At 67.4% G+C, this 25740-nt stretch carries 30 protein-coding genes and 1 tRNA gene; 18 read left to right on the plus strand and 13 right to left on the minus strand.

Annotation, left to right across the window (positions count from 1 at the left end; all coding sequences use genetic code 11):
• Window positions 1-91: 91 nt before the first annotated feature.
• The gene (locus NO931_RS05590) at window positions 92-601 is read left to right on the plus strand and encodes a metallophosphoesterase (protein WP_256391648.1); all 510 of its coding nucleotides are present in this window, start codon (window positions 92-94) and stop codon (window positions 599-601) included.
• 353 nt (window positions 602-954) lie between these two features.
• On the opposite strand, the gene NO931_RS05595 is transcribed toward NO931_RS05590, so the two are convergent.
• The gene (locus NO931_RS05595; RefSeq protein WP_256391649.1) at window positions 955-1806 is read right to left on the minus strand and encodes an ArsR/SmtB family transcription factor; all 852 of its coding nucleotides are present in this window, start codon (window positions 1804-1806) and stop codon (window positions 955-957) included.
• A gap of 122 nt (window positions 1807-1928) precedes the next feature.
• On the opposite strand from NO931_RS05595, the gene NO931_RS05600 reads away from it, so the two are divergent.
• On the plus strand, window positions 1929-2051 hold the full coding sequence (locus NO931_RS05600) for a DUF7859 family protein (protein ID WP_256391650.1): 123 nt from the start codon (window positions 1929-1931) through the stop codon (window positions 2049-2051).
• On the opposite strand, the gene NO931_RS05605 is transcribed toward NO931_RS05600, so the two are convergent.
• Complete coding sequence (locus NO931_RS05605; protein ID WP_256391651.1) at window positions 2048-3067, minus strand: threonine aldolase family protein; 1020 nt, start codon at window positions 3065-3067, stop codon at window positions 2048-2050. The two genes, NO931_RS05600 and NO931_RS05605, sit on opposite strands and share 4 nt — an antisense overlap.
• Before the next feature lie 72 nt (window positions 3068-3139).
• Window positions 3140-3475, minus strand: a complete 336-nt coding sequence (locus NO931_RS05610) for a CHY zinc finger protein (protein WP_256391652.1) — start codon at window positions 3473-3475, stop codon at window positions 3140-3142.
• Window positions 3476-3619: 144 nt separating this feature from the next.
• Here NO931_RS05610 and NO931_RS05615 point away from each other — a divergent pair, with 144 nt between their 5' ends.
• From NO931_RS05615 to NO931_RS05625, 3 genes are all read left to right on the plus strand, one after another.
• On the plus strand, window positions 3620-4714 hold the full coding sequence (locus NO931_RS05615; RefSeq protein ID WP_256391653.1) for an aminopeptidase: 1095 nt from the start codon (window positions 3620-3622) through the stop codon (window positions 4712-4714).
• 318 nt (window positions 4715-5032) lie between these two features.
• Complete coding sequence (locus NO931_RS05620) at window positions 5033-5185, plus strand: hypothetical protein (RefSeq protein WP_256391654.1); 153 nt, start codon at window positions 5033-5035, stop codon at window positions 5183-5185.
• A 115-nt stretch (window positions 5186-5300) separates the two neighbouring features.
• Window positions 5301-6770, plus strand: coding sequence for an HTTM domain-containing protein (locus NO931_RS05625; RefSeq protein WP_256391655.1), 1470 nt, complete (start codon window positions 5301-5303; stop codon window positions 6768-6770).
• A 136-nt stretch (window positions 6771-6906) separates the two neighbouring features.
• Here the strand turns inward: NO931_RS05625 and NO931_RS05630 are convergent.
• Both NO931_RS05630 and NO931_RS05635 read right to left on the minus strand, forming a co-directional pair.
• Window positions 6907-7010: transfer RNA gene (locus NO931_RS05630), tRNA-Arg, on the minus strand.
• A gap of 43 nt (window positions 7011-7053) precedes the next feature.
• Window positions 7054-7431 carry a YccF domain-containing protein gene (locus NO931_RS05635; protein ID WP_256391656.1) on the minus strand — a complete coding sequence of 126 codons (378 nt, stop codon included), beginning with the start codon at window positions 7429-7431 and terminating at the stop codon, window positions 7054-7056.
• A 111-nt stretch (window positions 7432-7542) separates the two neighbouring features.
• Here NO931_RS05635 and NO931_RS05640 point away from each other — a divergent pair, with 111 nt between their 5' ends.
• From NO931_RS05640 to NO931_RS05650, 3 genes are all read left to right on the plus strand, one after another.
• The gene (locus NO931_RS05640; RefSeq protein ID WP_256391657.1) at window positions 7543-8142 is read left to right on the plus strand and encodes a hypothetical protein; all 600 of its coding nucleotides are present in this window, start codon (window positions 7543-7545) and stop codon (window positions 8140-8142) included.
• A gap of 84 nt (window positions 8143-8226) precedes the next feature.
• Complete coding sequence (locus tag NO931_RS05645; protein WP_256391658.1) at window positions 8227-8790, plus strand: AAA family ATPase; 564 nt, start codon at window positions 8227-8229, stop codon at window positions 8788-8790.
• On the plus strand, window positions 8787-9209 hold the full coding sequence (locus NO931_RS05650) for an RNA-binding domain-containing protein (RefSeq protein ID WP_256391659.1): 423 nt from the start codon (window positions 8787-8789) through the stop codon (window positions 9207-9209). The genes NO931_RS05645 and NO931_RS05650 overlap by 4 nt, the downstream gene beginning before the upstream one ends.
• A 20-nt stretch (window positions 9210-9229) precedes the next feature.
• Here the strand turns inward: NO931_RS05650 and NO931_RS05655 are convergent, their stop codons facing one another.
• From NO931_RS05655 to NO931_RS05670, 4 genes are all read right to left on the minus strand, one after another.
• A complete protein-coding gene (locus tag NO931_RS05655) occupies window positions 9230-10198 on the minus strand; it encodes a hypothetical protein (protein WP_256391660.1) in 969 nt (322 codons plus the stop codon).
• A 189-nt stretch (window positions 10199-10387) separates the two neighbouring features.
• On the minus strand, window positions 10388-11896 hold the full coding sequence (locus NO931_RS05660) for a polymer-forming cytoskeletal protein (RefSeq protein WP_256391661.1): 1509 nt from the start codon (window positions 11894-11896) through the stop codon (window positions 10388-10390).
• Window positions 11893-12429: a DUF7344 domain-containing protein gene (locus tag NO931_RS05665; RefSeq protein WP_256391662.1), complete on the minus strand. Its 537-nt coding sequence runs from the start codon at window positions 12427-12429 to the stop codon at window positions 11893-11895. The genes NO931_RS05660 and NO931_RS05665 overlap by 4 nt, the downstream gene beginning before the upstream one ends.
• A gap of 67 nt (window positions 12430-12496) precedes the next feature.
• Window positions 12497-13015: a hypothetical protein gene (locus NO931_RS05670; protein WP_256391663.1), complete on the minus strand. Its 519-nt coding sequence runs from the start codon at window positions 13013-13015 to the stop codon at window positions 12497-12499.
• Window positions 13016-13166: 151 nt separating this feature from the next.
• Here NO931_RS05670 and NO931_RS05675 point away from each other — a divergent pair, with 151 nt between their 5' ends.
• From NO931_RS05675 to NO931_RS05695, 5 genes are all read left to right on the plus strand, one after another.
• The gene (locus NO931_RS05675) at window positions 13167-13721 is read left to right on the plus strand and encodes a hypothetical protein (RefSeq protein WP_256391664.1); all 555 of its coding nucleotides are present in this window, start codon (window positions 13167-13169) and stop codon (window positions 13719-13721) included.
• A 216-nt stretch (window positions 13722-13937) separates the two neighbouring features.
• Window positions 13938-14438 carry a hypothetical protein gene (locus tag NO931_RS05680; RefSeq protein ID WP_256391665.1) on the plus strand — a complete coding sequence of 167 codons (501 nt, stop codon included), beginning with the start codon at window positions 13938-13940 and terminating at the stop codon, window positions 14436-14438.
• Window positions 14439-14513: 75 nt separating this feature from the next.
• Complete coding sequence (locus NO931_RS05685) at window positions 14514-15662, plus strand: CARDB domain-containing protein (protein WP_256391666.1); 1149 nt, start codon at window positions 14514-14516, stop codon at window positions 15660-15662.
• 144 nt (window positions 15663-15806) lie between these two features.
• Window positions 15807-16973 carry a signal peptidase I gene (locus tag NO931_RS05690; RefSeq protein WP_256391667.1) on the plus strand — a complete coding sequence of 389 codons (1167 nt, stop codon included), beginning with the start codon at window positions 15807-15809 and terminating at the stop codon, window positions 16971-16973.
• A 231-nt stretch (window positions 16974-17204) separates the two neighbouring features.
• Window positions 17205-18437: a DUF5305 domain-containing protein gene (locus NO931_RS05695; protein ID WP_256391668.1), complete on the plus strand. Its 1233-nt coding sequence runs from the start codon at window positions 17205-17207 to the stop codon at window positions 18435-18437.
• 27 nt (window positions 18438-18464) lie between these two features.
• On the opposite strand, the gene NO931_RS05700 is transcribed toward NO931_RS05695, so the two are convergent.
• On the minus strand, window positions 18465-19640 hold the full coding sequence (locus tag NO931_RS05700) for a hypothetical protein (RefSeq protein WP_256391669.1): 1176 nt from the start codon (window positions 19638-19640) through the stop codon (window positions 18465-18467).
• A gap of 179 nt (window positions 19641-19819) precedes the next feature.
• On the opposite strand from NO931_RS05700, the gene NO931_RS05705 reads away from it, so the two are divergent.
• Window positions 19820-20062 carry a DUF7511 domain-containing protein gene (locus NO931_RS05705; RefSeq protein ID WP_256391670.1) on the plus strand — a complete coding sequence of 81 codons (243 nt, stop codon included), beginning with the start codon at window positions 19820-19822 and terminating at the stop codon, window positions 20060-20062.
• An 88-nt stretch (window positions 20063-20150) separates the two neighbouring features.
• On the opposite strand, the gene NO931_RS05710 is transcribed toward NO931_RS05705, so the two are convergent.
• Window positions 20151-21557 carry a signal recognition particle protein Srp54 gene (locus NO931_RS05710; protein WP_256391671.1) on the minus strand — a complete coding sequence of 469 codons (1407 nt, stop codon included), beginning with the start codon at window positions 21555-21557 and terminating at the stop codon, window positions 20151-20153.
• Between the two features lie 203 nt (window positions 21558-21760).
• Here NO931_RS05710 and NO931_RS05715 point away from each other — a divergent pair, with 203 nt between their 5' ends.
• The 3 genes from NO931_RS05715 (at window position 21761) to NO931_RS05725 (ending at window position 24831) form a co-directional block, all read left to right on the plus strand.
• The gene (locus tag NO931_RS05715; RefSeq protein WP_256391672.1) at window positions 21761-24043 is read left to right on the plus strand and encodes an amino acid permease; all 2283 of its coding nucleotides are present in this window, start codon (window positions 21761-21763) and stop codon (window positions 24041-24043) included.
• 60 nt (window positions 24044-24103) lie between these two features.
• On the plus strand, window positions 24104-24532 hold the full coding sequence (locus NO931_RS05720; RefSeq protein ID WP_256391673.1) for a universal stress protein: 429 nt from the start codon (window positions 24104-24106) through the stop codon (window positions 24530-24532).
• Between the two features lie 116 nt (window positions 24533-24648).
• Window positions 24649-24831: a hypothetical protein gene (locus NO931_RS05725; protein WP_256391674.1), complete on the plus strand. Its 183-nt coding sequence runs from the start codon at window positions 24649-24651 to the stop codon at window positions 24829-24831.
• Window positions 24832-24862: 31 nt separating this feature from the next.
• Here NO931_RS05725 and NO931_RS05730 read toward each other — a convergent pair whose 3' ends face one another.
• The gene (locus tag NO931_RS05730) at window positions 24863-25075 is read right to left on the minus strand and encodes a zinc ribbon domain-containing protein (RefSeq protein ID WP_256391675.1); all 213 of its coding nucleotides are present in this window, start codon (window positions 25073-25075) and stop codon (window positions 24863-24865) included.
• Between the two features lie 60 nt (window positions 25076-25135).
• On the opposite strand from NO931_RS05730, the gene NO931_RS05735 reads away from it, so the two are divergent.
• Window positions 25136-25384 carry a DUF8143 family protein gene (locus tag NO931_RS05735; protein ID WP_256391676.1) on the plus strand — a complete coding sequence of 83 codons (249 nt, stop codon included), beginning with the start codon at window positions 25136-25138 and terminating at the stop codon, window positions 25382-25384.
• A 160-nt stretch (window positions 25385-25544) separates the two neighbouring features.
• Here the strand turns inward: NO931_RS05735 and NO931_RS05740 are convergent, their stop codons facing one another.
• Window positions 25545-25679 carry a hypothetical protein gene (locus tag NO931_RS05740; protein WP_256391677.1) on the minus strand — a complete coding sequence of 45 codons (135 nt, stop codon included), beginning with the start codon at window positions 25677-25679 and terminating at the stop codon, window positions 25545-25547.
• Between the last annotated feature and the right edge of the window lie 61 nt (window positions 25680-25740).

A 25740-nucleotide genomic window follows, 5' to 3' on the forward strand; every position in this document is an offset into this window, starting at 1 on the left:
GCGACGGGCGTCTCGCTCGGCACGTCGCGACCCGATCCCGCCGCGGCGCCGAGTCGAAAGACAGGTCGGAACGGCGTCCCTCCCCACTGCTATGCTCACCGTCTGTTCCGACACCCACAGCAACGAGGGCCACGCGCTCGAAGGACGAACGCTCGACGCCGTTCGCGAGGCCGACGCGGTGATCCACGCGGGCGATTTCACGTCGACGAGCGCGCTCGAGGACTTCTATGACGTCGCCGACACGCTGTACCCGGTTCACGGCAACGCCGACAGCGCGGCGGTCCGCGATCGACTGCCGACGGCCCGCACCGTCGAGTACGAGGGCGTCCGCATCGCCGTCACACACCGACGGGACGGCGGGCCGACCGCGCTCTCGTTGTTCGGCCGCCAGAAAGGCGCCGATCTAGTGATCTCGGGTCACTCCCACGATCCCGGCGTCGTCGAGACCGACGCGGTGACGCTGCTCAACCCCGGGAGTCACGCCCAGCCGCGGGGGAATCGGCCGGGCCACGCCGAGCTGGTCGCCACAGACGGCGGGCTCGACGGAACACTGGTACAGCCGGACGGCACCGTGTTCGAGGAGTTCTCGATCCGTCCGTAAGCGTGGCAAACTGAGAGTGGGGAAATGGGTTCGGTAGTGACGACCGACGACGGCGGCCGGGGCCAGGTAGATCCGGCCGCCGGTGGGTTCGGAACCGCGCCGGCGTCAGGGACCGGCGCGAAGTGGGAGGGCTTCGGACAGTGGGATTCGGGTCGGGGGACCGATCGGGCGGCGGACCCGTTCTGGAGGGCCGTCGGACAGTCACCGCGTCCTCGGGTGGACGCATCTACGACTTTGTACGGAAAGGGAAAATAGCCATCGTAGGGTCAAACAGCGGTTTTAGTCACCGGACGGCGCCGGGTCGATCGCCGCGCGACACCGACGATCAGCGTCGCTCGACTGATCCCAGCGGCTCACACCCGGTACGCCCGCGCGTACCAGAGCACGAACCAGGCGATCATCACCGTCGCGCCGCCGGCGAAAAACAGCGCCCCTGGCGGCAGTCCGGCGCCGAGGAGGTCGCCGAGAATCGGGATATCGTCGATCAGGGGGACGTCGCCGTCGAGAAACGGCAGGTCGCCCCCCGATCCACCGTCGTCCGCGCCGCTTGCGCTTCCGCCCTCGGCGTTGCTTCCGTCGGTACTGGTGCCACCGTCCGCACTGTCTCCCGAGGCGCTGTCGCCCTGATCTGCACTGCCTCCCTGCTCGCCACTCCCGCTCTGATCCGAACCACCGTTTTGGTCGGTGTCGGACGTAGTGAACCCGCCGCCACCGCCGGAATCGTCGGTGGTTCCGCCGCCGGCTGTGGTGCTCGTGCTCGTCGCGGCGTCGGGCGCGAGATACTGGACCAGCAGGCTGGCGCCCGCGACGGCGCCGATACCGCCGAGTAGTCGCGAGAGCGCGGCGCGGAGCCCGGTCTCCTTCTCGTCGTCGCCGGCGAACACGACCAGCGGCTGATCGGTCGGCCCGTACACTTTCATCTCGCGGCCCTTTTCGGAGTACGCCGTATCGAGCACGCGGATCACGTCGGCGTCGGCCAGCTTTTCGAGGTGGTACTGGGTGTTCTGGAGCGAGGTGTCGACGCGGTCGGCCAGCTCCGAGGGGGTCCCGGGGTCGTCGTGGAGCGCGGACAGCAGTTCGCGCGCGGTGCCCGAGGAGAGGGCGGCGAGCACGTCGTCGGCCTCGTCGCTGTCTAACCCGACCACCCGCGGATCGCCGTCGTCCGCGGCCGAGGTGTCGGGGGAGGAGGGCAGGAGGTCGGCCATGCCCTACATATCTCAATCGTGCTGCATGAACTTTCCGGGCTGGACGCGCTCGTGGACCGGGGCCGCCCGGTCGTCGACATCCCGTCGAAACGCCTTTGTTCCGTCCGACTGAACGTCGAGACATGAACCTCGACCCGTTCTTTATCATCATCGTCGCGGCTTTCGTCGGCCTGTTTTTCTTCCTGTTCCTGCTGTTCCGCCGGACCATGCTGTCGTTCAAGGAAGGGATGGACGAGTCGCGCTAGCGAAGCTCGTCCCGGATCCGCCTCGCGGCCGCCTCGACGTCCTCTCGAGCGACGTCTAAGTGCGTGCAGAAGCGGACAGTGTGGTCGCCGAACGCGGTGCCGAGCACGTCGCGACGCTCCGCGGTAGCGAGAAACTCCTCGGCCGAGAGGCCGGCGTCGCTCGTGTCCACGAGCACGATGTTCGTCTCCGGATCGGACGCCGACAGCCCCGGAACGGCGTCCAGCCCGGCGGCGAGTTCCTGCGCGTTCTCGTGGTCCTCCGCCAGCCGGTCGCGGTTCGACAGCGCTTCGAGCCCCGGCGCCGCGATCACGCCGGCCTGACGCATCCCGCCGCCCAGTAGCTTCCGGGTGCGCCGTGCACGTTCGATGAACGCCTCGTCGCCCGCCAGCATCGAGCCGACCGGCGCGCCCAGCCCTTTCGAGAGGCAGAACATCACCGAGTCGACGGCCTCGACGAAACGCTCGGCGGGCACGTCGTGGTGAGCGGCGGCGTTGAACAGGCGCGCGCCGTCGAGATGGACCGGGACGCCCAGGTCGTGCGCGGCTTCCGTCGCGGCGTCGATCCGCTCGGGCGCGATGGCGACGCCGCCCTTGGCGTTGTGCGTGTTCTCCAGCGTCAATAGACCGGTTCCGGGCCGATGGAGGTCTTCCACGACGTACTCGGCCCGGATCTGCTCCGGCGTCGGGACGCCGCGGTCACCGCCATCCAGCGTCCGGACCTGTAGCTGGGCGTGCTGGGCGAGCCCGCCGAGCTCCCACTGATAGATGTGGCTCTCGCGCTCGACGAGCACCTCCTGGCCCCGCTCGGTGTGGACCCGGGCGGCGATCTGGTTCCCCATCGTCCCCGTCGGGACGTACAGCGCGGCTTCCGCCCCGACGATTTCGGCGGCGCGGCGCTCTAGCTCGTTCACCGAGGGGTCCTCGCCGTACACGTCGTCGCCCACCTCGGCGTCGCGGGCGGCCGCTCGCAGCTCGTCGCTCGGCGTCGTCACGGTGTCGCTTCGCAGGTCGATCATACTCCCGCGTTGGCGGCCGATCGGAAAAACGGTCCCGGCCGCGGCGACGTCCGCGACCGGTCGGCCGCTCTCTCACTCGTCGCCGACACCCTCGAAGTACAGGTGGTAGTGGTCGGCGCAGCCGGGGTTGAACGCCGCGTCGCAGGCCGGACACGCCGCGACGCCGACGTACTCCTCGACCGTAAGCTCGACGCCGCAGGCGCCACAGAGCACCGCCGGCTCGTCCCGGCAGTTGGCCGGCCACCGCTCGGCGTCGTGGTCGGCGACTGCGTCGTGACACCGGAAACAGGGGTAGTACGTGCCACAGCAGGCGAACTTGATCGCGACCACGTCGCGCTCGCTGGCGTAGTGGGCACAGCGCGTCTCGGCGTCGACCGCGCCCCGGACTTCGTGGCCGTGGATCTGCACACCGACCAGTTCCGCGCCGCAGGCGTATAGTTCCCGGCCCGACGCCGACGCTCGACCCGATCGGGGCGGCTGGCCAGCGCGTCGCCGGCCGCGCGATCTTCGCCAAACCAAACCGTTTTGCGCGCTCCGGATCCAGAACGGGGTATGGATCCACGCATTCGCGAACACGCGTCGCTGCTCGTCCACGACGCACTGGAGGTCGAGGAAGGCGACGACGTGATCGTCAAGGCCGCACCGGTCGCGGAGGACCTCGTCGTCGCGGTGTTCGAGGCACTCGGCGACGTCGGCGCGAACCCGGTCGCCCAGTACACCAATCGCGGCGGGCGAGCGATCCGCGCCTACCTACGGGCTCACGACGGCGAGTTCGAGACGCCCGACCACGAGATGGCGCTCGTCGAGGAAGCCGACGCCCACATCCACATCCGGGCCGACGCGAACGTTACCGAGACGAGCGACGTCGACCCCGAGCAGAACTCGGCGTTCCAGCAGGCCCAGCGGCCGATCCTGAACGAACGGCTCACCGACGACTGGACGCTCACCCAGTACCCCGCGCCGGCGAACGCCCAGCTCGCGGAGATGAGCACCGAGGCCTACGAGAACTTCGTCTGGGACGCAGTCAACAAGGACTGGGACGAACAGGAGGAGTTCCAGGCCCAGATGGTCGAGATCCTCGACGGCGCCGAGGAGGTCCGCATCGTTTCGGGCGACACGACCGACGTCACCATGCGCGTCGCGGACAACCCGACGCTCAACGACACCTGTTCGCACAACGTTCCCGGCGGCGAGGTCTTTACCGCACCCCAGCCCGACAGCGTCGAGGGCGAGGTGCTGTTCGACAAGCCCGTCTACCAGCAGGGCCGCGAAGTGCTCGACGCCCGGCTGGTGTTCGAGGACGGCGAGGTCGTCGAGCACTCCGCGAGCAAGAACGAGGACGTGCTCACGGAGATTCTCAACACCGACGACGGCGCCCGACGCCTCGGCGAACTCGGCATCGGGATGAACCGCGATATCGACCGGTTCACCTACAACATGCTGTTCGACGAGAAGATGGGCGACACCGTCCACATGGCGGTCGGTCGGGCCTACGAGGCCACCGTCGGCGAGGGCAACGAGCAGAACGAGAGCGCCGTCCACGTCGACATGATCGTCGACATGAGCGAGGACTCGCGCATCGAGGTCGACGGCGAAGTGGTCCAGCGCGACGGGACGTTCAGATTTGAGGATGGGTTCGAGGAGTAGAACCGCGCGAACGCAGTGAGCGCGGCCTTTTTGCCCGAGCTTTTTGGACGAGCGGTGCGCGTAGCGCACCCGAGGAGAAAAAGGTCGTACTGGGACGTTCCGGTTCGAAGACGCGTTCGAGGAGTAGCCCTACGACGATCGGAGCGAGCCGGCGATCGTCGCTCGCCAAGTGTAACGACGGCGTCACACCGGGGCGGCGTCTCGCCGTAGTCTGTCGATCGTAACCGACCGGATACGTGCTGAGTGGTGTAATTTAATCGCCGCTCTCCTCTACAAACTTGAGAATCGTTTATGATGGTCCCGCGGAGTTGCAGTACCATGGCCAAGCTCAGCTGTCCGGACTGCGACCGCAGCATCGCGATGCACGAACTCGAAGCCCGGACGGTCACCCAGCGCAGCGGCTTCGACACGAGCTATCGGTGTCCGTTCTGTCGCAGCGACATCGAAGACGTGAGCAGCCAGTTGGCCTGACGCCGCGGACGGCCGTCGGTCGCTTGCGGTTCCGTTCTCACTGCTGGCGGCGCTCGTTTATTTCGCCACGGTTCACAAACTATTTACTCGCGACCGGGAAACGATAGCGCCGACGATGGCCCTCCACTCGAACGGCGGCGCGTCCCCCGCGGCGCGGTTGCGCGCGGCGCTGGAACGGCGTCTCGGCGTCGACGCCCGCGCGCTGGCGGCGTTCCGCGCCCTCGTGGCGATCACGCTGCTGGTCGATCTCCTCCACCGGTCGACCGATCTGGTCGCGTTCCACACTGATCGGGGCGTCCTGCCCCGTGCGGCGCTCGCCGAGCAGTACCCGCTCGCCGAGTCGATCTCGCTCCACGCCGTCTCCGGCGCGGCGTGGGTTCAGGCGTGTCTGTTCGTCCTCGCGGGACTGCTCGCGATCGCGCTGTTGCTCGGCGTTCGGTCGCGCCTCGCCGCGGCGGGGTCGTTCGCACTGCTCGTCTCGCTCCAGGCGCGCAACCCGCTCGTGCTGAACTCCGGCGACGTGTTGCTCTCGGTGCTGCTGGCGCTCGCGCTGTTCGTCCCGCTGGGCGAGCGCTGGTCGGTCGACGCGCTCGGCCGCGCCGATCGGGACCGACGCGTCGCCTCGGTCGCGACGGCGGCGCTCCTTTTGCAGGTCGTCGCCGTCTACGCGACGAACGCGGTGTTCAAACTCCACGGCGGCTGGCTCGGCGGCGACGCGCTGTGGACCGTGTTTCGGCTCGACCAGTTCACGATCCTGCTGGGCAACTACCTCTCGGGGACTCCGACGATCGCCGGCGCGGTCGCGATCGCCTGGCTCGCCCTGCTCGGCGCGTCGCCGCTGCTGGTCGTGCTGACCGGGCGTGCCCGGACGGCGCTCGTACTGCTGTTCCTCGGCGCGCATCTGGGGATGCTGCTCACCGTCAGCGTCGGGCTGTTTCCGCTCGTGCTGACCGCCGGCGTCGTTCTGTTTCTCCCCGCGAGCGCGTGGGACGCCGTCGAGCGCCGCGTCCAGCCGCACCTCGGTCCGTTCGCGCTGGAGTGGTGGGCCGCGGTGCTGACCGTCGCCCGATCACGGGCGCCCGCGCCGCCTCGATCGTCGTCGATCGCGCGGTGGCGTCGCCGCGCCGGCCTCGCCCTCGGCGTGCTCGCGCTCGTTTCGGTGCTGGCGTGGGGCGTCGGCTCGGTCGGCGCCGCGGACCCGCTGGCGCCGATCGACGGCGCCGAGACCGAGGACTACACCTGGTCGATGTTCGCCGACCCGCCCGACTCCTATCGGTGGTACGGCGTCACGGCTCGGCTGGATACCGGCCGCGAGGTCGACGCCCTTGGCCGGTCGGTCGCGGACTGGACCGCGCCGCCCGACGCCGCCCGGACGTACGGGTCGTTCCGGTGGCGCAAGTTCATGAGCGGTCTCGGCGAGTCGGACGCCGCTGCCGAACGCCTCGCCGAGCACGCCTGCTGGCGGGCGAGTACGCAGTACGACGCCGACGCCGAGCACGTGACGATCACCGCGTACGAGCGGTTTGTTCAGGATAGCGGCGTCAGTCCGACGAGCCAGCGGCAGGTGCTGCGGTACGAGTGTTGATCGACGCGGTCGATCGCAGAATCACGGGCACGGTGGGATTCGAACTACGTCGTCGACTCGCTTCGCTCGTCGCCGTCTCCTTCGAATCCCACGTGGTCCTTCATTTGCTGCTCACGTCCGTTCGCAGCAAAATCAGCGGGCACGGTGGGATTCGAACCCACGACCGTCGGATGTCTTCCCCCAACACAGACGTATCGGGGATAGAAGTCCGACGCTCTATCCGGACTGAGCTACGTGCCCTCGCCCGGTCTTTTCATCCGAGTTCTCAAAAGCGATTGGATTTCTACCCGTGGAATCGGTACAGCGAGGTCACGTACGGCAACCGGTTGAACATCCAGTACGCGACCGGCAGGCCGATCACCGTCACCGCGAGCAGGGCAGCGACGTTCGCCCAGAGCAGGCTCGCCCACCAGCCCACGAGCACGAAGTACAGCCCTCGGATCAGGAGAGAACTCTGGCCGCGGGCGCTGCTCGGGTCCGACAGCGAGCGCGGTTCCTTGAGTGTCAGCACCGTCGGGACGAGGTTGATCAGCTTGATGCCGATGGGAAGCAGGATGATCGTGACGTTCAGTGCCCACGCCAGGTTGACCACGATCGGCGTGAGCCACCAGCCCACGAGGACGAACCAGAGCGCGCGGACCGGCAGGGACCGTTGAGTCATGCTACCGGGTAGGTGCCAGATACGTATACCCCTCCCGGTCGATGAGCGCTCGTGCGCTCTTTCGTGTCACTCCCGTAACGCTAATGCGTCGGTCGGACGAACCGTCGCACGATGGACACGCGACGCATCACCGGTGCGCTGATCCAGGTCGCTGGGACCGTCTCCGGGTTCGCGCTGCTGGTGCTCGTCCTCGACTGGCCGGTCGAGCGCCTCGTCCCGATCGCGTTCGCGTTCGCGGCGGTGAAGGCCTACGAACTGGCGCAGGACCGTTACGAGTTCAATCCCGGCTGGGCGAAGGCGATCCTCGGCGTCGCGCTCGCGGGCCTCGGCGCGGCGGCGTTGCTGCGGCCCGGTGGGATCGTGTGGGTCAAGCTCGGACTGCTCGGCGCCGGCGCGTGGCTCGCGCTCGACGGCGTCTGTGACCTCCGAGTCGGCGCCTCGCGGCGACGCACCGGCGATCCCTACGTCACCGTGCAGGACGCCGGGACAGTCTGGCGAGCGCTCGATAAGGAGCCACGAACCGCGGAGGCGGTCCGGGACGCCGTCGACCTGCCGGCCGACCGGGTCGATCGGGCGCTCGCGGAACTACAGCGACAGGGTCGCGTCGCCGAGACCGGCGGCATCTACGAGCCGAGCGATCCCGACCGTGACTGGGGCGGCCTCGTGAACAAGGCCCTCGCGCGGCTCGGCCGGCCGCTCCGGCAGTTCTGACGCCGCGTTTCGGCTCGCCGCTTCGCTCTCGTCCGGCGCGCGGAACACAGCGCTTAAGCGGCCGTCAGCGCTACAATCGAGTCGATGAGTGTTATCGGGACCGTCGGCCTGCCGGGCAGCGGCAAAGGCGAGGCCGCCGAAGTCGCCCGCGAGATGGGCGTGCCCGTCGTGACGATGGGCGACGTGATCCGCCGGGAGTGCCGGGACCGCGGGCGCGATCCCGCGATCCACCACGGCGAGGTCGCGCAGGCGCTGCGCGAGGAGAACGGACCGGCCGCGGTCGCCGAGCGATCGCTACCGCTGATCCGCGAGGAACTGGCCGACGCCGACGCGGTGCTGGTCGACGGCATCCGCAGCGACGTCGAGGTCGACGCCTTCGAGGACGCCTTCGGCGAGGAGTTCTCGCTGGTCAGCGTCGAAGCTCCCTTCGAGGTGCGCGAAGAGCGCCTCGCCGAGCGCGGGCGCGACAAGAGCGAAGCCGAGGGCGGCGAGAGTCTCGCCGAGCGCGACGAGCGCGAGCTCGGCTTCGGTATGGGCGAGGCGATGGAGCGGGCCGACGTGCGTATCGACAACACCGGTTCGCTGGAGTCGTTCCGCCGCACGGTTCGCACGGTGATCGAGAGCGGTCCGGAGGCGGTCCCGCAATGATCTACAGCGTCGACATCCAGATCACGGCGCCCGTCAACGACACCGAGGTCACCGACCGCGTCCGGGACGCCATCACGAACCTGTTTCCCGACGCCGACGTCGAGTTCCAGCACGGCGAACTGCTCGGCGAGGCCCACTCGATGGACCACTTCTCCGAGCAGCTCCACCGCCAGGAGATCCTCGACACCGCTCGCGGCGAGTTCTTCGGCGACCAGCGCGGCGACGCGTTCTCCTTCGCGCTGAAGAAACAGCCCGCCTTCGAGGGCGTCGTCAACTTCGCCGTCGGTAACCCGGACGAGCTCGGCGACATTCAGGTGCGCGTGCGCGTCGACGAACCCGACGTCGAGTCCTTCGTCGACCACGTCGCGCCGCCGACCGAGGAGGGTAAGCCGATCGTCGACGACGCCGACGACGCGTAACTCCGACTTTTCGCCCCCCGTCAGACCAGCAACAGCGCGACCGTCAGCGCGATGAACCCCATCTTCAGCGTCGTGTTCACGACGATCACTTTCGTCCCGAAGGTCGGTCCCCAGATGCCGTACTGGAAGGGTATCGAGCGCTTGAACGTCGAAAAAGCGAACGAAACGATGCCGCCGATCAGCATCGTCGCGACGGCCTCCCGAGGCGTGAACGGCGCGCCAATCTGGGGCGCGATGGCGGCCGCGCCGCTGGTCGTGTCGACCGCGAAGACGCCGACGACGCCGGCGCTTTCCGGCGGGAGCCCCACCAGCGCCGTCAGCGGCTCGACGCCCGCGAACAGCGCGTCGAACGCCTCCCGATCGGTCAGCACGGCGACGATCGCGTAGACGATCGCCAGCCGCGGGACGATCGTCCGCAGCTTCGACCAGGTGCTCTCCGCGGCGCTGACGACCCGCTTCCGCCGGCTCCGCTCGGCGTCATCATCGCCGCCGTCGGTCGCCGGGCGCGCCGTCGGGTCGACGTTCTCCTCGGAGAGCAACGCTGCGCCCGCGAGGATCCCGACGACGGTGATCGCCAGCGAGATGCCGGCCCGCGCGCCGACGTACATGACGCCGACCTCCAGGCCGAGAATCGGGATCAACACCGGCACGTAGAACGTGAAGATGTGCTGGACGAACCCGAAGAACGTGTTGATGGTGATCGCGACGAGCGTCGCGAGGTCGTCGATCAGGCCCGACTCGCGGTACTCCGCAAGCATGCCGTACCCAGCCGTCGGCGACGTCGCGGTCGCGAGGATCGCGGTGCCGACCTCGTCGGGCAGGTTCGCCGGACCGGTCAGGGGCTTCGAGAGCACCGCGATGTACTCGACGGCGCCGAACTCCACGGCGAGGTTCGCGAGCGCGAGACCTATCGCGACGAACAGCGCGATGCTGGCGACGCGGGGGAGAACGTCCGAGAGTAGGAGGTTCAGCGTCGACTCCACGCTCATCACCGATGGATCCGATCGGATTGGTCGTTGCGGTTTCGAGCGGGTCGGTCGGCGCGGCCGGTCGCCCTCTCGCAGTCAGGTGAAAGACGCCGCGGTTCCTTTCTCGGCGTAGCTCATCGTGCACCGATCTTCGGCGTCGCCGCCCGTCGAGAAAGAGCGCCACGCCGATTGTCGACGACTTGACGGACGCTATCGGCGGTCCGTCACCGTCCCGTCAGCACTCACGCTGCCGTCGACCTCCGCGCCGTAGTTGATCGCGACATTCCCGCCGGCGTCGACGTCGCCGCCGATCTCGCTGTCGCCACCGATCGTGATGTCTCCGCCAGCGGTGATGTCGCCGTCGACCGCCGCGCCGTACTCGATCGTCACGTCGCCGTCGGCATCGATGCTACCACCGATCTCGGTGCTGCCGTTGATGGTGACGTCGCCGCCAGACTGGATATCGCCGTCGACCGTGCTGTCGTAGCCGACCGTCACGTCCCCGGTTGAGTCCACGTCACCGCCGATCTCCACTTGGGTACCCGTACTGACGTCGCCGCCGGCGTCGACGCTGCCGTCGATCTCGCTGTTGTAGCCGGCCATCACGTCCCCACCAGCGGAGACGTCGCCGCCGAGTTCACTCTCGGACCCCGTGGTGACGTCGCCGCCCGCACTCACGTCGCCGTCGATCCCGCTGTTGTAACCGCTCGTCACGTCGCCACCAGCATCGACGCCGCCGCCGATCTCGCTCTCGCTGTTCGTGGTGACGTCGCCACCGGCATCCACGTCACCGTCAACGTTGCCGTCGTACTCGACGACCACCGATCCTTCCGTGTCGACCGAGCCACTCTCGGTCACCGACACGGGGATGTTCCCAGACAGGGAGTAACTCGACTGCCCGTTCCCGTACAGCGTGAACTCGACAGTTTCTCCTTCCATGTCGACCGCCTGTCCGTTGCCGCTCTGGAACTGCCCGATCGCAACCGTCGCCGTGCTGCCGGGCTGGATCGTGACCGGTGACCCCTTGCCGTACTCGGTCCCGTCGATGGTCATCTGCTGGTTGCCCCGCACGTTGACGACCTCAGCGCCGTCGATACTGACCTCCGGGCCGTTCCCGTTGCTGACACGGGTCGCAGCACTCGTCGTGGCGTCGATGCTCGCGCTCTTGATTTTGGCCTGCTTGCTACCGGTGTTCTCGACCTCGACCGCGACCGTCCCCGTGTTGGTCTGCGAGGCGCTCTGAACACTCAGCTGCCCCTTGCTGCTGCCGGTACACTGATAGTCGACATCGACGGTGATCGTCGCGCCCTCGATCGTGACTCCGTCAGCGGTCGCCTGATCGACGACGATCGTCACGGCCTGCGTGCCGCTCCCGCCGCCGCCAGCGCACGCGAGGGTGAGAGACGTGCTGTCGCCGGCCGCCACCGACGAGTCGAAGCCGTTCTGGATCGCCAGATCGCCGCCCTGTGAGACGGTCGTCTGAAGGCTCATGCTCGCGTCGAGGTTGTTGGTGAGTCGGGCGACCGTCGCGGTGTCCTGACGCCCGCTGATCGACTCGCCGACGGGCTCGATACCGATGTAGGCGCTCTCCTGTGCGGTATCGGCTGTGACCCCTCGATCCGTCGCCACGGTCGCGAACCCGAACGTCGATCCCGCGAGCACGACGCCGCCACACACGAGACACAACATTCCGAACACCGCGAAGACACGCGACCTCATGGTGGTCGTTCCACCTCTCCGAGTCGGTTCTGGCGGCTCTGATGAACGTGGTAAGCTGCGGACCCGGCGAACACCACGAGCACCATCGCGGCCCAGCCCACCGCCGGTACGAGGTCAGTCGGAAGAACCTCCACCCACACGCCGGCGAGCACGAGCATGCCGACCGCCGACAGCCCGAGGTAGTACTCGCCCCAGGGGATCGAGTCGCCCGGAACGACGTCCATGTACACCTCCATCTGCTCGGCTTCGTCGGTCAGCGTCACCTCCGAGCCGTCGAACTCGATCATCCCGCTGTCGGACAGCGTCGGGAGGTGGGTTTGCTGGAGCGACGTGTACACCCGCTTGCGCTCGGCCGACGTCAGCTCCTCGACGGGCTTGTCCTGCTCCCAGGCGGCGACCTGTTCGGCGACGTCCGAGAGCGACACGGCCTCGTCCTGCTGCTTGCAAAAGTGGATGGCGTACCGGCGGCGATGGTTGCTCAGCAGATCGAAAATCTCACCCCGGCCCGGCGTCTCTTCGCTGCTGGTTGCCATCGTCTAACTGTTCAATTACTGTCGTCGAACCTGCAAAACACTTTCGGGTTTTAGACTGCGACGGGCGTCAACCCCTGCAATCGTACTGGATCGCGTCCACGGTCGTCGTCGCGCCGGCGATCGACGCGTTCTGGCTCGTCGCGCTCATCTCGAAGGTTATCGTGGCGGTCCCTGTCCCGTCGCTGTTGTCGGCACAGCCGATTTCGACCGCCCCGTTCCGGCCCTCCGCGAGCTGCGACGGTTGGGCTGTTATCTCGAACGTTCCTGCGGTCGCTCCCTCGACTCCCGAGATTTCGACCTGAACGGACGTATAGTCCTCTACGTAGCGGTTTTGAAGAGTCGACGTCTCTTGGTTGATCGTGCCGAAGCATCCGAAGAACGGGATCCAGCAGTCCGTCACTTCGCCGCCGTTCGTCCTATCGTCGTACGTCTCCTCGACCGCGAGATACGCCGCGCTCTGGGACGCAACCTCGACCGAGACGCCGCGATCGGCGTCGACCTGGTCGAACCCGCCGGTCTGGACGCCGGCGACGAGCAGGCCGGCGACGATCAGTGCCGCACCCAGCAGAGCAACGCGTCGAGCCATTCGGTTCGTCTCGATTACAACCCCTCTCCTCAGTCACAAAAATATTACTGAGGTGGGATGTGTTTACCTTCATCCATCGATTCTGAGTAATACTTATCGGAGAGCAAAATAATTGGAAACCCGAACGGTTCGATTCACCGCCCCGACACACATGAAACGTCGCACGCTACTGGCTGGCATCGGAACGACGGTTCTCGGCGCCAGCTACGCCTTCGACACCGGCGCGTTCGGTCGGACCGAAGCCGAACGGCAGGTGTCGATATCGACGTCAAGCGACGCCGACGCGTACCTCCGACTGACCCCTGGCCCCGGCGACACCGCCGGGTTCGTTTCGCAGAATGGTGACGGCGTTGTCTCGGTAGCGATCGGACAGGTCGACAACAGTGTGGGCGATCCCGCTCAGGGTGCGAACCCTGGCGTCGTCACGGCGTTCAAGAAACTCCTGCGGATCGGCAACTACGGCACCGATCCGGTCGCCGTCTCGGCGACGCTCCCGCCGAACGGCGGCGTCGCGCTGATGACCGCCTACGACGGCCCCGACGCCATCGACACGCTCGACGAGCCGGGCGTCGAACTGTCGCTCGCTCCCGGCGAGAGCGGGCTGGCCGGTCTCGCGATCGATACCGGGTACGGCACCGACGAGATCCCCGGGACGATCGGCGACTCGGGCGATGTCGAGATTACGATCACTGCGCAGGCCGAGTGACGCCCTCTATCGGCATATATTTCCTCTTTTCACGGTCTTCGGGCACCGTCTCCGGTCCGGATTGCCGCTTCAAGCTCACCTTTCCAGGCCTCAAGACGGCCTTTCTCGGCTCCAAGCGCCCCAATACAAAGTGGGTGGGGTTCCACTGGTGTTCCAAGGCGCGGTAGCCACACCCTGTGGACTGCTCGCGCGCAGTAAGAGACGATTACCATGAGAATGAATCGACGCAACGTACTGGCTGGGATCGGCGCACTGACTGCTGGCGGCGGAGCTATCTTCGGCTCGGGGGCGTTCTCCTCGGTCGAGGCGACGCGGAACGCGAGGTTCAGCGTGGCGGCAGACTCAAGCGCTGAAATCGGTTTCGAGGGAGACGGCGACTACATCACGACGGTTTCAAGCTCCAACGGCAACCAAGTGATTGAGTTCGACTTTCAGAATCTGAACGACAAGGCCACGACGACATTCACTGGCTTGCTGACGATTACGAACAATGCTTCTGACGGCAATGAAGTGACCGTGTACATCGAAAACTCCGGTGAAGTGGGGAACTCGGTTGACTTCGAGTACGATGAGAGTTCGATTGTCGGTGCCGATAGCACCGCAGGCACAGCGATCACCAACGGAAGCTCGATCGATGTCGACGTCGTCTTCGACACGACCGCGGGCGATCCGTCGACCGTAGATAGCGTCACGATCCACGCTGAGGACACCGCCTGATCACGCTCAAACTCGCGGTCGATATCCGGATCGACGTTCGATAGGATGGCGCCGGCCGTATTCACGATTTCAGGCATGAACCGGATATCCATCGTACTTGTCGTGCTCGCCGCGCTCTTCCTTGCAGTCCCCACCATGGCGGCTACCATGGACGAGGACCGCGCGGGCGACCTCTCGCTCTCTCCTGGTGACTCGAACGGCGGATACGCCGACATCGACGCCGATGGACAGCTCTCGGTCGAGATGGACCGGCTCAACGATCGGGCGACCACCACCGCCAACGACGTGTTCACGATCACGAACACCGACGACGAGGACGCGCGCGTGTGGGTCGAGCACGATCTGGAGGGGACGACGATATACCGCGGCGACCCGAGCAACCCCGTCGAGAGCCGCAGCGCCGCCTTCGACCTCGACGCGGGCGAGACGGCGTCGCTCGGCGTCCGGGCCGATACGCGGGACGCCGACGTCGAGCCGGGCGATCTCACGATCCGCGCCGAGGGCGACGACGGGCCGGACTTCGCGGTCACCGACGTCGAAATCGAAGGGCTCGACGCGAACGGCTCGATCGCGGTCGGCGAGTCGATCCGGATCACCGCGACGGTCGCGAACCGAGGGACGGAGGGCGGCACTCACTCGGCCGATCTGCTCGTCGACGGCGTCGAGGTCTCCCAGCGCGCGGTGTACGTCCCGGCGGGCGAGCGCCGGACCGTGACGTTCGAGCGGACGTTCAAGCGGCCGGGCGAGTACGAGGTCGGCGTCGATCGCACACCCGGCGGGACGGTCACCGTCAGGGAGCCGCCTGCGGGGGACGCCGCGTTCGAGGTACGCGACCCGTCGCTCGCGTCGGCGTCGATCGCGCCCGGCGAGACCGTCGACGTGACCGCGACGATCGAAAACACCGGCGGGTCGACCGGCGAGTTCACCGCCGAGTTGGCCGTCGGAGGCACCGTTCTCGAAACCCGAACCGTTCGCCTCGGTCCCGGCGAGACGACGACGATCACGTTCACGCGCACGTTCGATCGCCCCGGTCGCTACGAGATCGCGATCAGCGGCGCGTCGGCGGGCGAGCTCGACGTGTCCTCGTCGGGCGGAGGCGGGGTCGAGGCGGTCGAACAGCAGCTTCGATCTCCGGCGACCGGCGTGGTCGGGCTCTCCTTCGTCGCGGGCGCGTTGCTGGTCAGTCGGCGCAACCCTCGGGAACTGCTCGCCTTGCTCCGATGATCCGATCGAGCGGGTTTCCGGCCCGAGGATGTCGATTTCGTCGTCCGACCGGTCGGGAGGTAGATATTTCCGGATCGGCCGCCCAGGTGACGGTGACGTGAGTATCGCATCGAAATCGTCGCAGTCCCGGTTCTCGCCACGGCCATGAGACTCGGGAGCTACGCGAAGGGCGCCGCGGCGACGCTGCTGCTCGTCGCCGTCGCGGCGCTCGTCGTCGGCCAGCTGCTGGGCCAGCCGATCCTGCTGGGCTACGTCGCGACCGACAGCATGGAGCCGACGATGGACGCCGGCGACGGGTTCGTCGCGGTCCCTTCGCCGCTGGCCGGCGACGTCTCGGAGGGCGACGTCGTCGTCTTCGAGGCCGAACAGCTCCACGGCGGCGGGCTGACGACCCACCGCGTCGTCGGCGAGACCGACCGCGGCTACGTGACGCGGGGTGACGCGAACCCCTTCACCGACCAGGACGGCGGGGAGCCGCCGGTGAGCGAGCAGCAAATCGTCGCCGAGGCGCTCCAGATCAACGGCGAGGTCGTCGTGATTCCGCACCTCGGGACCGCGGTAATGGGAATCCAGTCGGGCGTTTCGGGCGCCCAGTCGACGCTCGCCGGCGCGGTCGGCGTCGGCGGCGGGCTCGGCAGCTCGCAGGTCGGCGGCCTGCTGGTCACGCTCGGCCTCATCTTCCTCGGCGTCGCGGCGGTGTCGGGCGCCCGCGGCGGCGGGGTTCGAGACCTCGCGCGGTCGACCGACCGTCCGGGAGTCGTGGCCGCGTGGTCAGTCGCGGGCACCGTCGCGATCTTGGTCGTCCTGTTCGCAACCGCGGCGATGGTCGTTCCCTCCGGAGTCACGGAGTACGGCATCGTCAGCGCCGAACAACCCGGCGACGATCCGCTGGTGGTCGAGACCGGCGGCACCTCGACCGTCGAGTACCGCGTCACCAACGACGGGGTCGTGCCGGTCGTCGTCTTCCTCGAGACCGGCGAGGGCACCGCCGTCGAGCCCGACAGGCTCCGAGTCGGCGCCGGCGGCGAGGTCGAGGCCAGCGTCACCCTGAGCGCCCCGGAAAGCGAAGGCAGGTACGACCGCCGGGTCACCCAGCGGCGCTACCTGCTCGTGCTCCCGCCCGGACTCATCGCCGCGCTGCACGCGGTCCACCCCACGCTCGCGCTACTCGCGATCGACGCCGTCGTCGTCGGCGTCGTGCTGTCGATCGCCGTCGCGCTCTTTGGCACCGGAGACCTCCGACTGCGATCGGGCGCCGATCACGTCGCCCTGTCGGCCAGACTTCGGCGCAAGCTCCGCAAGTGGCTGTAGGTGGTCCGTTTCGGGCACTCGTTCGGTATTATTATTGTGATCGCGCGCAGTTACATCGATAGTTCTACGCATGCAATCGCGAATCCGGCCTCCTGCCTCGGCTCCGTCGCGCTGTGGTCGCCGACCCACGGGACGCCGGCGTTCGCAGCCGCGGCGACGTGACGCCGATTCGACTGCGGCGTCCCGTTTCGGTATCCGGAGCGACGCCGAAGCGACGGGGTGGGATCGGGCGTGACGGACGACCCTCGATTCCAACTGTTGATCGCCCGGTACGGCCGGAGTCTGGCGATCGCGCTCGTCGTCGTGGGCGCGCTGTTGTTGCTGGTCGGCGGCTGGATCGCGCTCACGCCGCCGACGACGACCGCGACCGAGCAGCGGACCGCGGCGACGGCCTCGACGGGCGTCGACACCGCCGCGAACGTCACCGGTGACAGCGACCTCTGGGAGCGGGGGACGGAGCTGCGCAACAATCCCGTCTACCTGACGAACGCCTCGCCCACCCTCGTCGTCGAACCTCGAACCGAGGTTCCCTCGGGCTCGTCGGTCACCCAGACGGTGCGGCTTCAGATCACGGCGACTCGCGACGACGAGGTGTTCTGGACCTCGACCGAGCAACTCGTCGCGGAGTCCGAGACCGTCGAGAACGGGACCGCGATCGCCCGGACCCAGATCGACGCCCGCGAACTCGAAGCGCGGCTCGCGACCCTTCGGGAGCGACTCGCCGGCGTCGGTTCCGTGCAGGCGTCGCTCCAACTGGCCGTCGAGTACGATACCGGCCGGTACGCCGGCCGGCTCGAATCGTCCGCGCCCCTGACGGTGACCGACCGGGCGTACTGGCTCGGGGGCGAACTCTCGGACTCCCAGCCACACTACGCCACGACCACCCGGCAGGTGACCCACTCGCCGAACTGGCTCGCGGTGCTGCTCGCGACGCTGCTGGCTGCGCTGTCGCTGACCGGCGCCTGGACGGTGTTTGCGACCCGGCCCGAGGAGCTAGACGTCGACGCGATCAGGCAGGAGCGGCACCGCCGGAAGTACGCCGACTGGATCTCGAAAGGCTCGATCCCGATGTGGGTCGGACAGAACTACGTCGAACTCGACACCCTGGAGGACGTCGTCGACGTCGCCATCGACACCCAAGAACGGGTCGTCCACGACACGCGCCGGGACCTGTTCGCGGTGATCAGCGAGGACGTCGTCTACTACTACTCCAAGAGCGGCGACTGGGACCAGTCCTCCTGGCCCCGCATGGAGCTGTCCGGACAAACTGAAGAGGACACGGTCGACGTCGACGGCACGCTGTCGGAGGGGCTCGGCGACCTGCCCGGAAGCGGCGAGCTGTCGGGTGGCTCCGACGACGGGCCGGATGTGGAGCCCAACGACGGACCGGCTGACGAGGGATCGGACGAGTCATCGGGTAACGGCCCCAGCGACTGGGACGACGACGTCTGGAGAGGACTCTGACGGCGTCGAAAAAGCAATCGCGGTCGGCTAGCAGTTCCGCGCGTCGTCGACCAGCTGTTGTCCCTCCTCGCGTTTCCTCTGCGCTCGGACCAGATTGCCGCCGTCGGCGGCGGCAGCGGCTTCTTCTAGGGCGTCGGCCGCCTCGACGAGGTGACCGCTACGACAATCGGCGGTGTCAAACCGTTCGTCGAACTCCCCTTCGGGTTTCGGCTTCGTGTCGAACGTCGCAGCGGCGTCCTCGAACGCCGTTCCCGCGGCGGCGAACGACTCCTCGGCGGCGGCGTACTCCTCGTTTCTGGACTGCTGTTGTCCGGTCTTGAGATTGTCCATTCCATCGAGTAACGTCGTGTACCCTCCCGAGAGCGAGACCAGCGAATCGCTCCGTTCGAGTGCCGGCCCGAACCGCTCGTCGAGCTGCTCGGGCGCCGCTTCTGACCCGCTCTCGAACGTACTTCGGGCCTCACCGAAGTGACCCCGTGCGTCCTCGAAGGCGGTGCGGGACGCGTCGTAGGCGGCGTCGTCGAACTCCTGCTGGGCGACAGTGACGTCGTCGACGCCGTCGACGAGCTGCTGGTAGCCCAGCGAGAGCCCGTCGAGTCCCTCGGCGAACCCGACGAGCTCGGAGACGGCGTCTGAGACTCGCTGGACTTCGGCGTCCAGCTCGGTGAGGACGTCCGCGTCGGCGTTCTCGACGGCCGTTGCGGCGTCGTCGCTCGCCGAGACAGCCGTCGCCAGTGGCTCGCGGCTCTCCTCAAGTGCGTCTTCGATGTTGCCGAGCGCGTCGGGGTCGAACTCCCCGTCGAGGCCCGACAGTTCCGCGGCGCCGTCGAGCAGCGCGACGAACGCGTCGACGATCGACTCGATCGCGTCGGCGTACGTCCTGGCCTGTGCGATTTCGGTCTCGAACGAGCCGGAGTCGGCTTCCGCGGCGGCGTCGAGCGCGCCGCGGGCGGTCTCGATCCGCGCTCGGGGCTTGGACGCGTCGAACTCGACGTCGGAGGGGTTCTGGATGTCGGAGCTGACCGTTCCCAGCGCCAGCGCGGCGGTGTTTAACTCCCCGACGGCGGTGTACAGTTCGTCCATGACCGCGTTCTCCGGGTCCCGCTCGGGCGTCGACCCGCTCGACAGCGGGTTCGAACAGCCGGCGAGCGACGCGCTCGCGCCGGTCGCCGCGAACGCGGAGATGAAGCGTCGTCGATCCATACCCCTACGGTGCCGTCGAATCCCCTTAACGGTTGTCGCCCAGCCGGTAAGTGTGTATTACTGACGAACGGCGTCGATCGTCGCCCGCGTACCGGTCGATACCACTACGAAGCCGTACTGTTCGATCCAGTCAACTACTAGTAACGTATTTCCCCGGTCTTCCCGCTGTTCGAAACGAGATGGCCACTGACTCTCCGTTCGACGGGCCCGCCGACCGAGGCGATCGCGAACCCACCGGAGCGCCGATCGAGGTCGACGGCGCTCGACGCGGAGCGGGCGGCCTTCGTCACGAGGTCGTTAGCTACCCGGATCGGCCCGACCAGTGTACGATCTTCCCGCCCGAGGCGACCGGCGTGACGCGGATGTCGACGTGGCTGACCGCCGATCGCGGCGCGTTCGTCGATCTCTCGACTGTGCGGTAGGCGTCGTGACGCCGATGCGTCGGCGATCCGGCGCCCGCGACGGCGCGCCGTCGTGATGCGGCCGCGGCGCCCGCGAACTGCCGGCCGCTCAGAACGGTCCCTGTCCGCCGCCGCCGAGACCGCCCATGCCGCCGCCACCGCCGCCTCCGCCGCCCTGCTGCATCTTCTTCATCATGCGCTGCATGTCGCCGTCGCCCATCCCCTGGAACTGCTTGATCGTCTGTTCCATCATCTTGTGCTGCTGGAGCAGTTCCCGTACGCGCTCCTCGGGCTTGCCAGAGCCTCGCGAGATGCGGTCGATCTGGCTGGCGCCGATGGCGCGGGGATACTCCATCTCCTCGTCGGTCATCGAGTCCATGACGACCTCGAAGTCCCGCATCCGCTCTTCGGTGACGTCCATCGCGTCGTCGGGCAGCTGGTCCATCAGCCCGCCGCCCATGCCGGGGATCATGTCCATCACCTGGTCGAGCGGGCCCATGTTGTTCATCGCCTCCATCTGCTTTTGCATGTCCTTGAGGGTGAACGACCCGGACATCATGTCCTCGGGGTCCCAGTCGTCTTCCTCTTGGCCCGTTTCCTCCATCGCCCGCTCGACGCGCTCGGCGAGCTGGCGCAGGTCGCCCATGCCCAGCAGTCGCGAGATGAAGCCGTCAGGCTCGAAGCGTTCGACGTCCGCGACCTCCTCGCCGGTCCCGAGGAACGCGATCGAGGAGTCGGTCTGGTCGACCGCGGTCAGCGCGCCGCCACCTTTCGCGGTCCCGTCGAGTTTGGTGATCACGACGCCGTCGATGCCGATCGACTCGTCGAACTGCTGGGCCTGATCCTTGGCGCCCTGCCCGATCGCGGCGTCGAGCACCAGCAGGTTTCGGTCGGGGTCGACGACCTCCTCGATGTCCTCGATCTCGTCGATCAGGTCGTCCTCCAGGGCGTGGCGACCGGCCGTGTCGACGATGTGGACGTCGGCGTCCTCGGTCGCTTCCAGGCCCTCGCGGGCGATCTGGACGGGATCGTCGGCGTCGGGGTCGCCGTAGTACTCCACCTCGGCGCGGTCGGCCATCTGCTTGGCCTGATCGTAGGCGCCGGGGCGGAACGTGTCGGTCTGGATCACGGCAGGCCGGAGCCCCTTCTTCGAGAACCACCACGCCATCTTCGCGGCGGAGGTGGTCTTCCCCGACCCCTGCAGGCCGGCGAGCATGATCGTCTGGCTCTCGAGGGGCAGCTCGGTGCTCTCGCCGACGAGCGCGACCATCTCCTCGTAGACGATCTTGAGCACGTGATCGCGGGCGGATGTGCCGCCGGGCGGTTCCTCCTCTAAGGCGCGCTCTTTGATGCTGTCCGAGAGGTCCTGGACGAGCGCGATGTCGACGTCGGCCTGGATCAGGGAGCGCTGGATCTCCTTGACGACCTTGTCGACGTCTTCCTCGGTGATGCGGGACTTCCCGCTCAGCGTGTCGAGCGTGTCGCGGAGGGAGGTCCCCAGATCGTCGAGTACCATTTGCCGAGAGGTAGGACTGCCATCCGTTAAAGGCTTTCTCGGTCGCTCGCGCTCGCGCGTATCGTAGCACCCTTAACGACTCGGTAACCAGTGCATGCACATGAACACGACTCGCCAGTTACCGCGCTCCCCAGCGGACGATCCCGCAAGCACCGTCCGCCCTCCGGGGACGAACGATCGCGCGAACGCGCGGAGGTCGGTCGATGAGTGACGAGGAACTCGCCAAGGACCTCGGGCTCCTGTCGGCGCTGACGATCGGCATCGGCACGATGATCGGTGCCGGCATCTTCGTGCTGCCCGGCACCGCCGTCGCGCGAGCGGGCCCCCTCGCCGCGGCGACGTTCGTCCTCGGCGGCGTGATCGCGCTGTTCACCGCGCTGTCGGCCTCCGAACTCGGCACCGCGATGCCGAAATCCGGCGGGGCGTACTTCTACGTCAACCGCGCGCTCGGCCCGCTGTTCGGGTCGATCAGCGGCTGGGCCAACTGGCTGGGGCTGGCCTTTGCCTCGTCGTTCTACATGTACGGCTTCGGCGAGTACGTCAACACGCTCGTCGGCGCCCCCTCGCTCGCGCTCGGCCCGGTGACGATCTCGGCCGCCCAGCTGATCGGCCTCTTCGGCGCCCTGCTGTTCATCGGCATCAACTACGTCGGCGCCAAGGAGACCGGCGGCCTCCAGATCGTGATCGTCCTCACGCTGATGGGGATTCTCGGCCTGTTCACCGTCGTCGGTCTGCTCAACGGGGACGTCGACTCGCTGACGCCGCTTGCCCCCGACGACACGGCCAGTCAAGTGCTGCCCGTGACCGCGATCGTGTTCGTCTCGTATCTCGGCTTCGTCCAGATCACTTCCGTCGCCGAGGAGATCAAAGATCCCGGCCGGAACCTCCCGCTGGCAGTGATCGGGTCGGTGCTGATCGTCACCGTCATCTACGCGCTATTCCTGCTCGTGTTGCTGGCGGCCGTACCGAACGAACTCGTCGCCGACAACAGCACGGCGGTCGTCGACGCCGCCGAGTTGCTCTTCGGCCAGTACAGCATCTTCGGTTTCAATCTCGGCGTGGTCGGTTCCGCGCTGTTGCTGATCGGCGGCCTGCTGGCGACGGCCTCGTCGGCGAACGCCTCGATTCTCTCGTCGTCCCGGATCAACTTCGCGATGGGCCGCGAGAAGATCGTGACGCCGAAGCTCAACGAGATCCACCCGCGCTTCGGGACGCCCTCGAAGTCGATCCTGATCACCGGCGGGCTCATCGTCTTTTTCCTGCTGGTCGGCGACATCGAACTGCTGTCGACGGCCGGCTCGGTGCTGCACCTGATCGTCTACGGACTGCTGAACATCGCGCTGATCGTCATGCGCGAGGCCGACCCCGAGGGGTACGATCCGGACTTCGAAGTGCCGCTGTATCCGATCGTCCCGATCATCGGCACCGTCTCGTCGTTCGCGCTCATCGCGTACATCGAGCCCTTCGTGATCGGCCTCTCTGCGGCGCTCGTCGGCTTCGCCGCGCTCTGGTACCTGTTCTACGCGCGCTCGCGCGTCGAGAGTTCGGGCGTGCTCGCCGACTGGATCATCGACCGGTCCGAGGAGATGCCCGACGCCGCCGTTTCGGCGGCCGACACCGTCCGTCCGGACGCCGCCGGCACTGCCGTGCCCAACGGCGGGGACTTCCGGGTGATGGTGCCGCTGGCGAACCCGCGTACCGAGACCGACCTGATCACGCTCGCGGGCGCCATCGCCAAGCAGAAAGGTGGCACCGTCCACGCGGTCCACATCGTGCAGGTGCCTGACCAGACGCCACTCGATCGCGGCGGCGAAGCGGTCGACCGGATCGACGCCGAGTCCGCCGACCTGCTCGCGCGTGCGCGAGAGGACGCAGAGACGTTCGGCGCCAGCGTCGAGACCCACACCGTCCTCTCGCACCGCTCGTTCGACGAGATTTTCGACTCCGCGCGGCGGTTCGAGGCCGACCAGGTCGTGATGGGCTGGGGGCCCCACTCCCACGGGCGCGCCGAGTCACGCATGGACGAGCTCACCGAGGACCTGCCGTGTGACTTCCTCGTGCTGAAGGACCGCGGGTTCGACCCCGAGCACATCCTGCTGCCGACCGCCGGTGGCCCGAGTACCGACCTCAGCGCCGAGGTCGTGAAACTGCTCCGCGAGGAGTACGGGTCCGAGATCACGCTGCTGCACGCCGTCAGTGCGGACGAGGATCGGGCGGAGGCCGAGCAGTTCCTCGACGATTGGGCCGCCGAGCGCGGTCTGTCCGACGCCCAGCTCGTGGTCGACGATCGGGACGTCGAAACGGCGATCGAACGGTCCGCCGAGGACGCCACGATGGTCGTGATGGGCGCGACCGAACGGGGTCTGCTATCGCGGCTGGTGAACCAGTCGCTCGTGCTCGACGTGTTAGACGACGTCGAGTGCTCGGTGCTGCTGACCGAGACTGCCTCCGAGCGGTCGCTCCGGGAGCGACTGTTCGGCCGGTAGACCCGGGATTGGCGTCCGGCGACGGATACAGTTTTCCGGGTGCGCGGGCACGGTGTACACATGACGACGCCACTGTTCGAGCGCGCGTTGGTTCCGCTCGCCAGCGCCGACGACGCCGAAGCGACGTGCCGTGCGATCGAACCCTACCTCCCTGAGGGCTGCGAGTTCATCGCCGTCCACGTGATCGAGAAAGCCGGCGGCGCCCCGGACAAGGCGTCGGTCGAACAGCGCGAGGAAGTCGCCGAAGCGATCTTCGCCGTCGTGGACGAGCAGTTTCCGGATCGCGACGTTACCACCGAGGTCCTCTACGGCACCGACGTCGCCGATACGATCCTCGCGCACGCCGGCGAGGTCGACGCCTCGGTCGTCGCGTTCACGCCACGGGAGGCCGGCCGTCTGGTTCGCCTGTTGACCGGCAACACGATGACGTCGATGGTGACCGAGACGGACCGGCCGGTGCTGGTGCTGCCGGACCCCGACGACGAGTAACGTCCGTCCCGCCGATCGCACCGCGCGACGCCGACGGCCGGGTCGACGCGACGCACCCTCGGAGATGTCTCACGAACGACTGTATTTATGTAGTTTGAGATACAGAATCTCCCTTGATGGTCGGAGCTACGACATCCGGTGCGACGCCGCTGGGCGAGCGAATCGAACTGGTTCTTCTCGGCCTGGGCACGCTGGCGACCGTCGCCGCGGCCTACCACGCCGGGACGACCGGGAACTGGATGCCGTTGATGATCGCCAGCGTGGCGACGGGGACGTTGGTCGCGCTCACGTCTCGGTAACGGCGTCGAAGCGGCGACTGTCGGCCGCCGGTTACCCGAGAAACAGATCCGCCAGATTCCCGCTCGACGAGCTCTTGTACAGCTCTGCGTACCCGCAGTTCGCACAGGAGACGACTTGGAACGACCTGTTCTGGACGTCGAACATCTTCGAGAGGCCGCCGCCGGTCGTGGAGATACTGTCGAGTTCCGTTTCGGTGTGACCGCACTTCGGACAGCCTTTCTCGTCGGTCTGGGGAGGGCTCATATCTCGAATGGGAGTTGGCACCGACAAAATCTTTGTGCTCGGCCGACACGTTCGAGTACCGTGTCGGGAGTCGCCATCCTCTTCGTGCTCGCTCTCGGTATCGGCGGAACGCTCGCGCTGTACGCGCTCATCGCCGGCGAAACGTCGAATCCCGAGATCGTCGACCGCGAGACGGCCGAGCGCAAGGCCCGAGAACGCGGCGGACGTCGGGGAGCCGCGGACGGAACTTCGACGGCGGACGACGATACTGACGACCGGTGGGGTGAACGCGACGACGATCGCTGGGGCGAGCGCAACCACGAGCGCTAAGTTGGCGACGGACGGCGGATTGACACAGCCGATCCGATAGGAATTCTACAGGCTAACGAAGCGAGAACCGGGTCGGCGTTCCGACGAGTACCGCAACGGACAGCGCGAGCATCGCGAGGTAGACCCCGACGATCAGCGGTCGGAACCACGGCGTGGCGTCCTACCCGATCGCCGGCGCGATCCCGAGCGACGCCGCCGATCCGCCGGCCAACGCCTTCGCGTCTTGCTCGCCGAGATCCGCTCGCGTAGCGAAGTAGGTCGGGACGAACAGCGCGAGCGGGCCGATCAGGAGCACTGCGACGCGGACGTACGGCAGTTGCGCCGTACGTTACGCTACACAGAGGTAAAAATGAAAA

This window comes from Natronoarchaeum rubrum (assembly GCF_024494695.1).

Excerpts from the sequence above, each read along its gene's own strand:
- NO931_RS05590 (WP_256391648.1), top strand. The coding sequence starts at position 92 with ATGCTCACCGTCTGTTCCGACACCCACAGCAACGAGGGCCACGCGCTC.
- NO931_RS05595 (WP_256391649.1), bottom strand. The coding sequence starts at position 1,806 with ATGGCCGACCTCCTGCCCTCCTCCCCCGACACCTCGGCCGCGGACGAC.
- NO931_RS05600 (WP_256391650.1), top strand. The coding sequence starts at position 1,929 with ATGAACCTCGACCCGTTCTTTATCATCATCGTCGCGGCTTTCGTCGGC.
- NO931_RS05605 (WP_256391651.1), bottom strand. The coding sequence starts at position 3,067 with ATGATCGACCTGCGAAGCGACACCGTGACGACGCCGAGCGACGAGCTG.
- NO931_RS05615 (WP_256391653.1), top strand. The coding sequence starts at position 3,620 with ATGGATCCACGCATTCGCGAACACGCGTCGCTGCTCGTCCACGACGCA.
- NO931_RS05620 (WP_256391654.1), top strand. The coding sequence starts at position 5,033 with ATGGCCAAGCTCAGCTGTCCGGACTGCGACCGCAGCATCGCGATGCAC.
- NO931_RS05625 (WP_256391655.1), top strand. The coding sequence starts at position 5,301 with ATGGCCCTCCACTCGAACGGCGGCGCGTCCCCCGCGGCGCGGTTGCGC.
- NO931_RS05635 (WP_256391656.1), bottom strand. The coding sequence starts at position 7,431 with ATGACTCAACGGTCCCTGCCGGTCCGCGCGCTCTGGTTCGTCCTCGTG.
- NO931_RS05640 (WP_256391657.1), top strand. The coding sequence starts at position 7,543 with ATGGACACGCGACGCATCACCGGTGCGCTGATCCAGGTCGCTGGGACC.
- NO931_RS05645 (WP_256391658.1), top strand. The coding sequence starts at position 8,227 with ATGAGTGTTATCGGGACCGTCGGCCTGCCGGGCAGCGGCAAAGGCGAG.
- NO931_RS05650 (WP_256391659.1), top strand. The coding sequence starts at position 8,787 with ATGATCTACAGCGTCGACATCCAGATCACGGCGCCCGTCAACGACACC.
- NO931_RS05655 (WP_256391660.1), bottom strand. The coding sequence starts at position 10,198 with ATGAGCGTGGAGTCGACGCTGAACCTCCTACTCTCGGACGTTCTCCCC.
- NO931_RS05660 (WP_256391661.1), bottom strand. The coding sequence starts at position 11,896 with ATGAGGTCGCGTGTCTTCGCGGTGTTCGGAATGTTGTGTCTCGTGTGT.
- NO931_RS05665 (WP_256391662.1), bottom strand. The coding sequence starts at position 12,429 with ATGGCAACCAGCAGCGAAGAGACGCCGGGCCGGGGTGAGATTTTCGAT.
- NO931_RS05670 (WP_256391663.1), bottom strand. The coding sequence starts at position 13,015 with ATGGCTCGACGCGTTGCTCTGCTGGGTGCGGCACTGATCGTCGCCGGC.
- NO931_RS05675 (WP_256391664.1), top strand. The coding sequence starts at position 13,167 with ATGAAACGTCGCACGCTACTGGCTGGCATCGGAACGACGGTTCTCGGC.
- NO931_RS05680 (WP_256391665.1), top strand. The coding sequence starts at position 13,938 with ATGAATCGACGCAACGTACTGGCTGGGATCGGCGCACTGACTGCTGGC.
- NO931_RS05685 (WP_256391666.1), top strand. The coding sequence starts at position 14,514 with ATGAACCGGATATCCATCGTACTTGTCGTGCTCGCCGCGCTCTTCCTT.
- NO931_RS05690 (WP_256391667.1), top strand. The coding sequence starts at position 15,807 with ATGAGACTCGGGAGCTACGCGAAGGGCGCCGCGGCGACGCTGCTGCTC.
- NO931_RS05700 (WP_256391669.1), bottom strand. The coding sequence starts at position 19,640 with ATGGATCGACGACGCTTCATCTCCGCGTTCGCGGCGACCGGCGCGAGC.
- NO931_RS05705 (WP_256391670.1), top strand. The coding sequence starts at position 19,820 with ATGGCCACTGACTCTCCGTTCGACGGGCCCGCCGACCGAGGCGATCGC.
- NO931_RS05710 (WP_256391671.1), bottom strand. The coding sequence starts at position 21,557 with ATGGTACTCGACGATCTGGGGACCTCCCTCCGCGACACGCTCGACACG.
- NO931_RS05715 (WP_256391672.1), top strand. The coding sequence starts at position 21,761 with ATGAGTGACGAGGAACTCGCCAAGGACCTCGGGCTCCTGTCGGCGCTG.
- NO931_RS05720 (WP_256391673.1), top strand. The coding sequence starts at position 24,104 with ATGACGACGCCACTGTTCGAGCGCGCGTTGGTTCCGCTCGCCAGCGCC.
- NO931_RS05725 (WP_256391674.1), top strand. The coding sequence starts at position 24,649 with ATGGTCGGAGCTACGACATCCGGTGCGACGCCGCTGGGCGAGCGAATC.
- NO931_RS05730 (WP_256391675.1), bottom strand. The coding sequence starts at position 25,075 with ATGAGCCCTCCCCAGACCGACGAGAAAGGCTGTCCGAAGTGCGGTCAC.